Source organism: Pseudomonas sp. NFACC05-1 (genome assembly GCF_900100135.1).
Taxonomy (GTDB): Bacteria; Pseudomonadota; Gammaproteobacteria; order Pseudomonadales; family Pseudomonadaceae; genus Aquipseudomonas; species Aquipseudomonas fluorescens_Q.
Window position 1 is genome coordinate 1 of the sequence record NZ_FMTR01000022.1, and the last position, 12404, is coordinate 12404.

10 protein-coding genes are annotated in these 12404 nt (G+C 59.8%); 5 read left to right on the plus strand and 5 right to left on the minus strand.

Annotation, left to right across the window (positions count from 1 at the left end; all coding sequences use genetic code 11):
- Window positions 1–129 precede the first annotated feature (129 nt).
- From BLO97_RS24330 to BLO97_RS24350, 5 genes are read right to left on the minus strand one after another with little or no spacing between them, the layout of a single operon-like run.
- Window positions 130–507 (minus strand): response regulator, encoded by a 378-nt coding sequence (locus BLO97_RS24330; protein WP_063320934.1) that lies wholly within the window; start codon window positions 505–507, stop codon window positions 130–132.
- A complete protein-coding gene (locus BLO97_RS24335; protein ID WP_063320933.1) occupies window positions 500–1780 on the minus strand; it encodes a hybrid sensor histidine kinase/response regulator in 1281 nt (426 codons plus the stop codon). The genes BLO97_RS24330 and BLO97_RS24335 overlap by 8 nt, the downstream gene beginning before the upstream one ends.
- Window positions 1781–1785: 5 nt before the next feature.
- On the minus strand, window positions 1786–2373 hold the full coding sequence (locus tag BLO97_RS24340; RefSeq protein ID WP_063320932.1) for a chemotaxis protein CheB: 588 nt from the start codon (window positions 2371–2373) through the stop codon (window positions 1786–1788).
- Window positions 2370–3185, minus strand: coding sequence for a CheR family methyltransferase (locus BLO97_RS24345; RefSeq protein WP_063320931.1), 816 nt, complete (start codon window positions 3183–3185; stop codon window positions 2370–2372). Before BLO97_RS24345 ends, BLO97_RS24340 begins: the two co-directional genes overlap by 4 nt.
- Window positions 3185–6667, minus strand: a complete 3483-nt coding sequence (locus BLO97_RS24350; RefSeq protein WP_092348576.1) for a response regulator — start codon at window positions 6665–6667, stop codon at window positions 3185–3187. Before BLO97_RS24350 ends, BLO97_RS24345 begins: the two co-directional genes overlap by 1 nt.
- A gap of 273 nt (window positions 6668–6940) precedes the next feature.
- Between BLO97_RS24350 and BLO97_RS24355 the strand changes: the two genes are divergently transcribed.
- The 5 genes from BLO97_RS24355 (at window position 6941) to BLO97_RS24375 (ending at window position 12401) form a co-directional block, all read left to right on the plus strand.
- A complete protein-coding gene (locus BLO97_RS24355; protein WP_072346783.1) occupies window positions 6941–7312 on the plus strand; it encodes a response regulator in 372 nt (123 codons plus the stop codon).
- A gap of 77 nt (window positions 7313–7389) precedes the next feature.
- Window positions 7390–8682 carry a glycosyltransferase gene (locus tag BLO97_RS24360; RefSeq protein ID WP_092142908.1) on the plus strand — a complete coding sequence of 431 codons (1293 nt, stop codon included), beginning with the start codon at window positions 7390–7392 and terminating at the stop codon, window positions 8680–8682.
- Window positions 8683–8752: 70 nt separating this feature from the next.
- A complete protein-coding gene (locus tag BLO97_RS24365) occupies window positions 8753–9658 on the plus strand; it encodes an AraC family transcriptional regulator (RefSeq protein WP_072346779.1) in 906 nt (301 codons plus the stop codon).
- Window positions 9659–9994: 336 nt separating this feature from the next.
- Window positions 9995–11305, plus strand: a complete 1311-nt coding sequence (locus tag BLO97_RS24370; RefSeq protein ID WP_092348579.1) for an ABC transporter substrate-binding protein — start codon at window positions 9995–9997, stop codon at window positions 11303–11305.
- Between the two features lie 160 nt (window positions 11306–11465).
- Entirely contained in the window at window positions 11466–12401 is a 936-nt protein-coding gene (locus BLO97_RS24375) for a carbohydrate ABC transporter permease (RefSeq protein ID WP_053184628.1), read from the plus strand.
- The last annotated feature ends 3 nt before the right edge of the window (window positions 12402–12404 follow it).

Here is a 12404-nt window from a genome sequence, read left to right on the forward strand (position 1 = left end):
GCTCCCTCGCCACGAAAGCGGCCCGGGCACCTCATTTATCTGCATGAAGCAACCCGGATACAAACACTTGGTAGCAGGCTGGGAAAAATCAGTTGCAGCGCCACAGCCATGTCCCCAGCCCAGACAAATCTACGACAACATCGACTGCATGATGCGCTGCAGCTCATCCAGGTCGAACGGCTTGTCCAGGACCGGCGCCTTGCGGGTAATGGGGCTGTCAGTGTCGCGCACTTCCTGGGCGTAGCCACTGATGAAAATGACCTTCAGCTCAGGACGCAACTTGACCGCAGGCTCGGCGATCTGCACGCCGGAGATACCACCCGGCAGGCGGAAATCGGTAATCATCATGTCCAGATGAGGCTTGCTCGCCAGGATCTCGAACGCCTGGGCACCGTTTTCGGCCTGTAGCACCCGGTATCCCTCGCCCGACAGGTAGGCCGACAACACCATCAGGATCGACGGGTCATCCTCGACGATCAATACAACATCTTGCGCATCTTCACTCATGAGAAGCCTTTGTTCGATCAATAGCTGCTGATACGACCTTGGGGTCTCGCAGAGGTTGCGTCTGTTCAGCGGTTTTGTCCAAGACAGTTTTCTGCAAAGGCAGGCAAACACGAAACAAGGCCCCTTCATGGAGGCGACTGTTGACCGTGATTGTCCCGCCATGGGCCGTGACAATCTGCTCGGAAATGAACAGCCCCAGCCCAAGGCCAGCAGCAGCCGCCTTGGACGATACGCGTTCGAACTGCTGAAAAATACGTTTCTGGTTTTCCTCGCTGATACCGATGCCATGGTCCTGGACCTCGATACAGGCGTGGTCGGGCGTCTTGTAGACGCGCACCTCGATCGGGCCCTTGCCGCCGTAGCGCAACGCATTGGTCAACAAGTTCGAGATCACCTGCTCGATACGAAACTCATCCCAAAGCCCCTCCACCGACGGTTCAGCCAGGCAGGTCAACGAGCATTCGGCAACGGCGATCTGCGGCTGAAAATTGCGCAGCAGGTTTTCCACCAATGCTGTCAAGTTGAAGCGGGTCGGACGAATCGACAGCTTGCCAGTGCGAATCCGCGAGACATCCAGCATGTCCTCGATCAGCCGGATCAGGCTCTTGATCTGCCGCTCATCGCGTTCAACCATCGCCCGCACCTTGTCCAGGCTGAAGGCCGCGGCGTTGTCCCGGGCCAGGTGCATCTTGCGCAGTTGTGTCTCGAGGATGAGGCCATTGAGGGGCGTGCGCACCTCGTGGGCGACGATGGACATGAAGTCGTCACGCATGCGCACCGCTTGCTCCAGCTCGCCCCGGGTAGCCTCCAGTTGCTGCAACAGAACCTCCTGCTCGCGGCGACTTTGCTCAAGGGCTACGACCTGCTCCTTCATGGCCTTTCGCTGACGGTACAACTCGACGAACACATTGACCTTGCTTTTGACCGCCTGGGTGTCCAACGGCTTGTGCAGGAAGTCCACCGCTCCGTTTTCATAACCGGTAAAGGCATAGTTGCGTTCACGACCAGCGGCACTGACGAAAATGATAGGGATGCTGCGGGTCTTCTCCGTGCCGCGCATCAGCTCGGCCAGTTGGAAACCGTTCATGTCCGGCATCTGCACATCGATGATGGCCAGGGCAAAGTCGTGTTGCAGCAGCAGGGACAGTGCTTCGTCCGCCGACAGGGCCTTGAAGACCTCGCGGTCGCCCCCCTTGATCAACGCTTCCAGGGCCAACAGATTCTCAGGCAGATCATCGACGATCAGCAGTTTGGCTTGAATATCTCTTGGCATGTGGTTCATTCCAGCCCGGCCAGCAATTGGCCGATGCCTTGCAAAGTAAGGATATGGTCGGGTTCGTGCAGGGCCAGCGCCGCTTCGGGCATGGTCGAGACCTGGGCTTCATTGGGGTCCTGGACCACCGTGATCCCGCCCAGCGCCCTGACCTTCGCCAAGCCACAGGCGCCATCGTTGTTGGCGCCGGTCAGCACCACGGCCAGCAATTTCTGGCCGTAGACATCGGCGGCCGATTCAAACAACACATCGATGGACGGCCGCGAATGATGCAGCGGCTCCTCCAGGCTCAACGACAGGCTACGGTCAGCCTCGACCGACAAGTGATAGCCGGGCGTGGCGACATACAAGGTTCCCGGCACGATGTCTTGCTTGTCCCGGGCTTCCTCCACCGGCACCGCCAGACGATGTCCGAAGACACGGGCCAGTTGGCTTTCGCGCTCGTCCGGCAAATGCAATACCACCAAAATGGGCACGCCAAAGCCTTTGCGCAGGTGTCCGAAGACCTTGAGCAGCGCGTCGACGCCACCGGCCGATGCACCGACGACAACGGCCTCGATGGGCGGGTTGGATCTGTCCTTCGTCTGGTTCATAACTTGCGATAGATCCGTTCCTGTTTGACCAACGGCTCGAATCGATGGCCGTAAGCCGAGAAATCCAACGTCTCCTTACTGCCCAATACCAGGAAACCACGGTGACAAAGGGACTCATGAAACAATCCGAACGCCCGATCCTGTAGTTTTTTATTGAAATATATCAATACATTGCGACATGAAATCAACTGAGTTTCTGAAAAGACACTGTCGGTCGCCAGGCTGTGATCGGCAAAGGTCACGTTCTCGCACAGGGTCTTGTCGAACATCGCATAATCGTAGGCCGCGGTATAGTAATCGGCAAACGAGCGCCGGCCTCCGGCCGCCTGGTAGTTCTGGGTGTAGGTACGCACGTTCTCCAGGGAGAAAATCCCCTGCTTGGCTTTTTCCAACGAGCGCGGGTTGATATCGGTGGCATAGATGAGCGTGCGGTCCAGCAGGCCTTCTTCGCGCAGCAGGATCGCCATGGAGTAGACCTCCTCCCCCGTGCTGCAACCAGCGATCCAGATCTTGAGCGAAGGATACGTCCTGAGCAGCGGCACGATTTCCTCGCGAATGGCCAGGAAATGCGTGGGGTCGCGAAACATCTCGCTGACCGGGATCGTCAGCAGTTGCAGCAGTTGCATGAACGCCCCCGGGTCATGCAGCACGCGCTCCTGCAAGGCCGAAATGGTCTTGCACTCGAACTGGCTCAGCGCATGGTGGACCCGGCGCTTGATGGACGCACCGGAATAGTCGCGAAAATCGTAGCTGTACTTGAGGTAGATCGCTTCGATCAACAAACGAAGTTCAATGTCAGTGTCACGTTCCACTAAATTCTTTCCATATTCGGCAACCACACGCGAATCAGCGAGAACAGACGATCCAGATCGATCGGTTTGGCCAGGTAGTCGTTGGAACCCGCCGCCAGGCAGCGCTCCTGATCATCCTTCATGGCCTTGGCCGTCACGGCAATAATGGGCAGCTTGCGCCAGCGCGGGTCCTTGCGGATCAGCGCGGTGGCTTCGAAACCGTCCATCTCCGGCATCATTACATCCATCAGCACCAGGTCGATGTCGTCGAATTCGTTCAGGCGATCGATCGCCTCCAGGCCGTTACGGCCAATGACAACAATCGCCCCCTTCGCCTCCAAGGCGCTGGTCAGGGCAAAGATGTTGCGCACATCGTCGTCCACCAGCAGCACCTTGCGACCTTCAAACACCTTGTCGCGGCTGCGGGCGGTCTTGAGCATCCGCTGCCGTTCATGGGACAACCGGGATTCGACTTTGTGCAGAAAGAGTGTCACCTCGTCCAGCAAGCGCTCTGGCGAACGGGCACCCTTGATGATGATCGAGCGCGAATACTTGCGCAGTTCGGCCTCTTCGTCGCGGGTCAGGTTCCGCCCGGTGTAGACGATCACCGGCGGGAAGGAACAGATGTCTTCGCTGGACATGCGCTTGAGCAGGTCATTGCCGAGCATGTCCGGCAACTTGAGGTCGATGATCATGCAGTCGTAGACGTTGGTCCGCAGCAGGTCCAGGGCTTGCTGGGCCAGGCCAACAGCGGTGATCTCGATATCATCGTCGCCGATCAGGCGGGTAATACTCTCGCGTTGCAGGTCATCGTCCTCCACCAGCAGCACCCGCTTGACCTTCTGGGTCAGCTTGGCTTCCAGGCGGGCGAAGACATCCTTGAGTTCTTCGCGGGTGGTCGGCTTGACGGCATAACCGATGGCGCCCATGTGCATGGCGGCTTCGACGCGGTCTTCGACGGAAATCACGTGCACCGGAATGTGCCGGGTTTCGGCCCGCTCCTTGAGCCGCTGCAACACCGTCAGCCCGGAATGATCCGGCAGGCGCATGTCCAAAAGGATCGCGTCGGGAGCCAGTTGCAAGGCCAGGTCGAAGCCTTCATCGGCACCGTGGGCCACGAGGCACTGGTAACCGAGCTCATGGGCCAGGTCGAACAGGATGCGGGCGAACTTGGGCTCGTCCTCGATCACCAGAATGCATCGGGTATCGAACGGCGCCTTGTCGCGGTCGTCGGCAAATCGGGCAATCGGCGTATCCACTTCAGCGATCAGCGGTGCCGGTGCGGTTTTTGGTGCAGCCGGCGCTGGCGCGGTGGCCGTCGGGGTGAATGTCAACGGTTCTATCGGCGACTCCCCGGGCTCGACATAACGTTCAGGCATTACCAGCGTAAACACGCTGCCCTGCCCCGGCTCGCTGGAAACGCTGATCGAGCCGCCCAACAACGTGGCCAGGTCCCGGGAAATCGACAACCCCAGGCCGGTGCCACCGTAGCGACGATTAGTCGTGCCATCGGCCTGGCGGAACGCTTCGAAAATGCTTTGCTGCTGATCGGCGGCGATGCCGATCCCGGAGTCGCGCACGATGAACGCGATGCCCGAGCCCGGCTGCCCGGCCACCGACAGGCTGACGGTGCCTTGCTCGGTAAATTTCACGGCATTGGACAGCAGGTTCTTGATCACCTGTTCCAGGCGCTGGCGGTCGGTGTAGAGCATCGCTGGCGCATCGGGCAATACCTGGACCTCGAACTCCAGGCCCTTGTCGACTGCCAACGGCTCGAACATGTCCCGCAGGCCCTCCACCAGACGCTGCACGCTGGTGTTCTCCGGGCGCACTTCCAGCTTTCCAGCCTCGACCTTGGAGATGTCGAGAATATCGTTGATCAGGTTCAACAGGTCGTTGCCGGCGGAGTAGATCGACTCGGCAAACTTGACCTGTTCCTCGCTGAGGTTCTGCTGCGGGTTTTCCGACAGCAGTTTGGACAGGATCAACGAACTGTTGAGCGGCGTGCGCAGCTCGTGGGACATGTTGGCCAGGAACTCGGATTTGTACTTGCTCGAACGCTGCAACTCTTCGGCGCGCTCCTGCAACTGGATCTGGGCCAGGTTCAGCTCGCTGTTCTTCTGGTCCATGGCGTCGCGCTGTTCGGCCAATTGCTCGTTGGTCTGCTCCAGCTCCTGCTGCTGGGCTTCCAGGTGGGCCTGGGACTCCTTGAGAATGCGCGACTGCTCTTCCAGTTCCTCGTTGGCAGTCTTGAGCTCTTCCTGCTGCACTTGCAGTTCTTCGTTCAACTGCTGGGTTTCGGCCAGCACTTCCTGCAAGCGCTGGCGATAACGAGCGGCCTCGATGGAGGTGCCGATATTGCCGGAAATCAGCTCCAGCATCTCAATGTCGCGCTCGGTCAATGGCCGCAGGAAGCCCAATTCGATGACACCGTTGATCCGGTCATCGTCACTGGTGGGCGCCACCAACACGCTGTTGGGCAGCCCTTGCCCCAATCCGGAGCTGACTTTCAGGTAATCGTCCGGTACGTCATCCAACCGAATGAGACGCCCCTGTCGGACGGCTTGGCCAGCAATACCTTCACCGTCGACGATCACCTGCCGCTGCTCGTCATCCTTGCGGGACAAGCCATAGCTGGCGACGCGCTTGAGCAGGCCATTTTCTTCCCGTACATAGAGCGCAGCGACCGCCACCCCCAGGTACTTCGCACAGAACTGCAAGATATTGCGGCCCAACAGGTCCAGGGACAACTGTCCCAGGACCTGCTCGGCCAGCTGCGTCTGGCCATTGCGCAACCAAGCCTGCTTCTCCAGGTGCAGGGCGCTGCGTTGCTGGACTTTCAGGCTGGCGCTGTAGCTCTCGGACAAGCTCAACAGATCCCGGCGACCGACGTAGGCCAGCAATCCACTGACTGCGGCGACGAACAGCAGATACAGGGCGATACTCCAGACCGTGGTGGCGCGCACCTCCGCATTGCGCGCCGCACGCAGTTGCTGCTCGGTCTCGACAATTTCTTCGAAGGACTGGCGAATCTCGTCGGTCAGGCGCTTGCCGCGCCCGGCCTTCACCGCCCCCCGGTAATCGCCACTGGTACGTTGCAGGTCGATCATGCTCTGGGCGTAATTGGCCCACTCGGTCTGGAGCGCTTGTATCTTGTGCAGGCGGTCGGTCTGGACAGGGTTGTCGGCTGTCAATTCCAGCAGAGTGTCCAGCGCAACGGTGATCCGGGGCTTGGCGACTTCATAGGGGTCGAGGAAATGCTCGTCACCGCTCAAGAGATAGCCACGCATGCCAGTTTCCAGGTCCACGCTCAGCTTGAACGCCTCGTTGGCGTTATTGATCACCCGGTCGGTGTGGCCGACCCATTGGATCACTGAGAGCAGGTACGTGATAAGGATGATGAAAAACACCGCGCTGAGGGCGCCCATGCCCAGCGGCAGGCTGATATTGCGGCTCAGGAGCTTGCGAAAACTTTGCTCGTCGACCGAAGACGAAGGAGTCATGGAAAGGGCCTTGGTGGACAGTTGAAAACCGTGGAGTTTGCCCGAAAAACGGCGCTTGGATCCACATTATCTGACGAGTCAAAGGCGCAAGTCCCGCGACGATCTACCTTGTAGCAAGGAAGCGACTATCCTTGTCAGCTCTTGTACTATAGATCCTTTCTTGTACAACCTTGGGAACTTGTGCCGCCTCGGAGCTTACTCATAAAAGAGGCTTATGAAAGAGACCGATTTCTTCGAGCCCCTTCCCGACCCCAACCTTCGAGAATGTCAACTATGTCCACCCCCCCTCCTGCCACCCCGCCCACCATCCTGGTCGTCGAAGACGACGACATTGTGCGGATGCTGATCGTCGACGTGCTGGAGGAATTGGAATACCAGGTGCTGGAGGCGGATGGTTGTGAGCAGGCGCTGGCATTTTTAAAAAACGACGCGCAACCCATCGCACTGATGATGACCGACGTCGGCCTGCCGGTCATGGACGGGCGCGAATTGGCGAAACAGGCCCGAGCCGTGCGGCCACAACTGCCTGTGCTGTTTGCCAGCGGTTATGCCGAAAGCATCGATGTGCCAGAAGGCATGTCGGTGATCGGCAAGCCTTTCTCCATCGATCAGTTGCGAGACAAGGTCAAACGCATTCTTTCTTGAGCCGGATCGTATTCTTGGTCACTATCGGCGCCCCGCGCGCCGACAGCGCCTGATCCGCTTCGAGGAACCCCCTGCCCATGCATCACCCCACCGCCACCAAGGTCCTGGTTATCGGCTATGTCTGGCCCGAGCCGCGCTCATCGGCTGCCAGCGGGCATGTCATGCAGATCCTCGACACCTTCCTCGGGCAAGGCTGGGACATCACCTTCAGCAGCCCGGCGGGCCCCGGCGAACAGCGCGCCGACCTGGTCGCGCTGGGTATCCGCGAAGTACCGATCGAACTCAATAGCAGCAGCTTCGACGCCTTCATCAGTGAGCTGGCGCCGGACATCGTGCTGTTCGACCAATTCATGATGGAAGAACAGTTCGGCTGGCGGGTCGAGAAGCACTGCCCCGGTGCCCTGCGGGTGCTGGAGACGTCAGACTTGCAGAGCCTGCGCCACGCTCGGCACCAGCGCTTGAAAGACCGCCTGAAGCAGGATGAGGCTGGCGAGGATTTCAGCGACCTCTTCGCCCCAGCCCTGGACGAGGAGTTCCAGCGGATGGCCGACACCGACCTGGCCAAACGGGAAATCGCCGCATTGTACCGCTGCGACCTCAACCTGATGGTGTCCGAGGTTGAAATCGAACTGTTGGTGGAGCACTTCGGGTTGCCCCGCAACCTGCTGCACTGGTGCCCGTTGATGCTGGACCTGCCCGGCGAGCCGTCGGCGCCGTTCGAGGACCGGGCGCATTTCCTGAGCATCGGCAACTTTCGCCACGCACCGAACTGGGACGCCGTGCTCTGGATGAAAAACGCCATCTGGCCACTGATCCGCCAACAATTACCCGGCGCGCAGCTGCACCTGTACGGCGCCTACACCCCGCCCAAGGCCGCCGCGCTGCATAACCCGGCCCAGGGCTTTCACATCATGAACTGGGCGGAGGACGCCTTGCAGGTGATGTCGGCGGCACGCATCTGCCTGGCGCCGCTGCGTTTCGGCGCCGGCATCAAGGGCAAGCTGATCGATGCCATGCTCTGCGGCACCCCCAACGTCACCACGCCCGTGGGGGCCGAAGCCATGCACGGCGACATGCCCTGGCCCGGCGCAATTGCCCAGAGCGCCGAAGGCATCGCCAATGCGGCGGTGCAGTTGTATCGCGATCAGGCGCGCTGGACCCAGGCCCAGGATGCTGGCCTCGCCCTGCTGGAAAATCGCTACCGGCAACAGGTGCACGGCCCGGCACTGATCGACAGCATCAACGCTTGCCGGGCGGACCTGGCACAACGACGTCGGGACAATTTCACCGGCAGCATGCTGCGTCACCACCAGCACAAAAGCACCCAATACATGTCCCAGTGGATCGAAGAAAAAAACCGCAACGGTTAGACGTCAGAGTGGCAGCCGCCTGGCGAAGGGGGCATTATCCAATGGCGATAACAATAAAAGCGCCAGGCCCATGACCCGTACAGCCAGAATCACCGACCCCTCCTACGAGTTGATGGACGACCATAATGGGTTGTCCATCATCTACCGTCAGCACGGTTTTCCCTGCCCGCTGGTGCGCTGGCATTTCCACAAGGAATACGAGCTGCACTTGATCGTCGCCAGTTCCGGCAAAGTGTTCATTGGCGATTACATCGGCAACTTCTATCCGCAGTCACTGTTCCTCACCGGCCCCAACCTGCCCCATAACTGGATCAGCCAGGTGGCCGAGGACGAAGTGGTGCATAAGCGCGACATGCTGGTGAACTTCACTGACGAGTTGTTCGAAAGTGGCCACCAGGTGTTCGCTGAACTCAAGACTGTCGCACCGCTGCTCGAACGTGCCCAGTACGGCATCGAGTTCCGCTGCAAGCGCACCATCCGCCAGGCCATGACCCTGATGCAGCGCATCGCCGATTCCCAAGGCATGAGCCGCCTGGGGCATTTTTTCATCCTGATGGAGCTGCTGGCCGCCACGGATGACTACCAACTGCTGTCCGGCGCGACCTCTGCGCAAACGGCGGACGAACACAGCATCGACCGCACCAACCGCGCGGTGGACTACATCTTTGCCCATTACGCCCGGGAACTGTCCCTGGAAGAAGTGGCCGAGCACCTGGGCATGAAACCCACCTATTTCAGCCGGGTGTTCAAACAGGCCACCGGTCGCTGCTTCATCGAATTCGTCAATCGCCTGCGCATCAGCAAATCCTGCGAGTTGCTGGCCGACGGTGATAAACCGGTGACGGACGTGTGCTTTGAATCGGGTTTCAACAACATTTCCAATTTCAACCGGCGTTTCCAGCAGCTCAAGGGCATGACCCCATCCCACTACCGGCGGCTGGCGGTGCAGCGGTTGACCGAGCAGAACCAGGGCTGACATTTTTCTCACCCAATCCCCTGTGGCGAGGGCGCTTGCTCCCGCTGGGCTGAAGCAGCCCCTATATCAGCCTTTCGCAGCGAGTTGTCAGGGGAATTGTTGAGGGCCGCTGCGCGCCCCAGCGGGAGCAAGCTCCCTCGCCACAGGTTCTTTGTCCGCCTGAAGTGGCAGGCATCAATCCCTCCAGTGCAAAAAAGTATCAGTGAAAGTGCGACGGATGATTTGTCACGCCGTCCATTGAGGGCTGTAATCAGCGCACATTCTTCCCTTCATCCGGAAGACACAAAAACAATAACTGTCCTTCTGCCGCCTTCGGGCGCGGAAAAGGAGTGCGCGATGAAACCTTCGGTAAAAGCTCTGCTTGTCTCCACCTGCATGACCCTCAGCAGCGTCAGTTTCGGCGCACAGACCCTCACCATTGCCACCGTCAACAACAGCGACATGATCCGCATGCAAAAGCTCTCGAAAACCTTCGAGGCCGAGCACCCGGACATCAAGCTCAACTGGGTGGTGCTCGAAGAAAACGTGCTTCGCCAGCGCCTGACCACCGACATCGCCACCCAGGGCGGACAGTTCGACGTGCTGACCATTGGCATGTACGAAGCTGCACTCTGGGGCGCCAAAGGCTGGCTGGAGCCGATGAAGGATTTGCCGGCCTCCTACGACCTGGACGACGTTTTCCCTTCCGTGCGCGATGGCTTGTCGGTCAAAGGCTCGCTGTACGCCCTGCCGTTCTATGCCGAAAGCTCGATCACCTATTACCGCACGGACCTGTTCAAGAACGCCGGGCTGACCATGCCCGAACACCCGACCTGGACCCAGATCGGTGAATTCGCCGAAAAACTCACCGACAAATCCAAGGAACAATATGGCCTGTGCCTGCGGGGCAAGGCCGGTTGGGGCGAAAACATGGCGCTGATCACCACCCTGGCCAACGGTTATGGCGCGCGCTGGTTCGATGAGAAGTGGCAGCCACAATTCAATGGGCCCGAGTGGAAGGAAGCACTGAATTTCTACGTCGACAACATGAAGAAATCCGGCCCGCCGGGTGCGTCCAGTAACGGCTTCAACGAAAACCTGGCGCTGTTCAACAGCGGCAAATGCGCGATCTGGGTCGATGCCAGCGTCGCCGGTTCGTTCGTCACCGACAAGACCCAGAGCAAGGTGGCCGATCACGTTGGATTCACCTTCGCCCCCCACGAAAAAACCGACAAGGGCACTTCGTGGATGTACTCCTGGTCGCTGGCCATCCCGACCAGCTCCAAAGCCAAGGACGCGGCCACGGTCTTTACCACTTGGGCGACGTCCAAGGAATACAGCCAATTGGTCGCCAAGACCGACGGCATTGCCAACGTACCGCCAGGCACCCGCACCTCGACCTACAGCGACGAGTACATGAAGGCCGCGCCGTTTGCCAAGGTGACCCTGGAATCGTTGAAAGTCGCCGACCCGAAAGCGCCAACCCTCAAGCCTGTGCCCTACATCGGCATCCAGTTGGTGACCATTCCCGAGTTCCAGGCCATTGGCACCCAAGTGGGCAAGTTCTTTTCCGGTGCGCTGACCGGCCAGCAGACCGTGGATCAGGCGTTGACCGCCGCGCAGTCCACCACCGAACGCGAGATGAAACGCGCTGGGTATCCAAAATAAGGTCTGCATTTCTCCAATTGTGGCGAGGGAGCTTGCTCCCGCTGCGGGCGAAGCCCGCCCTGGCAATCCACGGATTGCCAGTCGAAATAGGCCCGCTGCGCGGTCCAGCGGGAGCAAGCTCCCTCGCCACAGGGAATGCGTCGCAGAAGAGTAAACGTTCATGAATAGCTCAACGACAACTGCCAAAGCCCCCATCGAGATTGCCCCGCCGCCGGCACGCAAGATCCGCCTGGCGAACCCCGGTTGGTTCCTGGTCAGCCCTTCGGTGGCCTTGTTGCTGCTGTGGATGATCGTGCCGCTGGGCATGACCGTCTACTTCTCGATGATCCGCTACAACCTGCTCTACCCCGGCGAAAACGAATTCGTCGGGCTGGAGAACTTCACCTACTTCCTGACCGACTCGGGTTTCATGCCCGGTGCCACCAACACCTTGTTGCTGGTGGGCAGCGTGCTGCTGATCAGTATCGTGCTGGGGGTGTTGATCAGCGCGCTGCTGGAGGCCAGTGAGTTTTTTGGTCGCGGCATCGTCCGTGTGCTGCTGATCTCGCCGTTCTTCATCATGCCCACCGTCGGCGCGCTGATCTGGAAGAACCTGATCTTCCACCCGGTCTCGGGCATCCTCGCCTCGGTGTGGAAACTGTTCGGCGCCCAGCCAGTGGACTGGCTAGCCCATTACCCGCTGCTGTCGATCATCATCATCGTGAGCTGGCAATGGCTGCCCTTCGCGATCCTGATCCTGATGACCGCCATGCAGTCGCTGGACCAGGAACAGAAAGAAGCCGCGCGCCTGGACGGTGCCGGCCCGATCGCGATTTTCTGGCACCTGACCCTGCCGCACCTGGCCCGCCCGATTGCCGTGGTGCTGATGATCGAGACGATCTTCCTGCTGTCGGTGTTCGCCGAGATCTTTACCACCACCAACGGTGGCCCCGGCTACGCCTCCACCAACCTGGCCTACCTGATCTACAACCAGGCGCTGGTGCAGTTCGACGTCGGCATGGCTTCGGCCGGTGGCCTGATTGCCGTGGTCATTGCCAACATCGCCGCCATCATCCTGGTCCGGATGATCGGCAAAAACCTCACCGACAAGCACTGAGGC

Bases quoted from the DNA above. Each gene is read 5' to 3' on its own strand.
- BLO97_RS24370 (WP_092348579.1), top strand. From the start codon at position 9,995: ATGAAACCTTCGGTAAAAGCTCTGCTTGTCTCCACCTGCATGACCCTC.
- BLO97_RS24330 (WP_063320934.1), bottom strand. From the start codon at position 507: ATGAGTGAAGATGCGCAAGATGTTGTATTGATCGTCGAGGATGACCCG.
- BLO97_RS24350 (WP_092348576.1), bottom strand. From the start codon at position 6,667: ATGACTCCTTCGTCTTCGGTCGACGAGCAAAGTTTTCGCAAGCTCCTG.
- BLO97_RS24375 (WP_053184628.1), top strand. From the start codon at position 11,466: ATGAATAGCTCAACGACAACTGCCAAAGCCCCCATCGAGATTGCCCCG.
- BLO97_RS24335 (WP_063320933.1), bottom strand. From the start codon at position 1,780: ATGCCAAGAGATATTCAAGCCAAACTGCTGATCGTCGATGATCTGCCT.
- BLO97_RS24365 (WP_072346779.1), top strand. From the start codon at position 8,753: ATGACCCGTACAGCCAGAATCACCGACCCCTCCTACGAGTTGATGGAC.
- BLO97_RS24355 (WP_072346783.1), top strand. From the start codon at position 6,941: ATGTCCACCCCCCCTCCTGCCACCCCGCCCACCATCCTGGTCGTCGAA.
- BLO97_RS24360 (WP_092142908.1), top strand. From the start codon at position 7,390: ATGCATCACCCCACCGCCACCAAGGTCCTGGTTATCGGCTATGTCTGG.
- BLO97_RS24340 (WP_063320932.1), bottom strand. From the start codon at position 2,373: ATGAACCAGACGAAGGACAGATCCAACCCGCCCATCGAGGCCGTTGTC.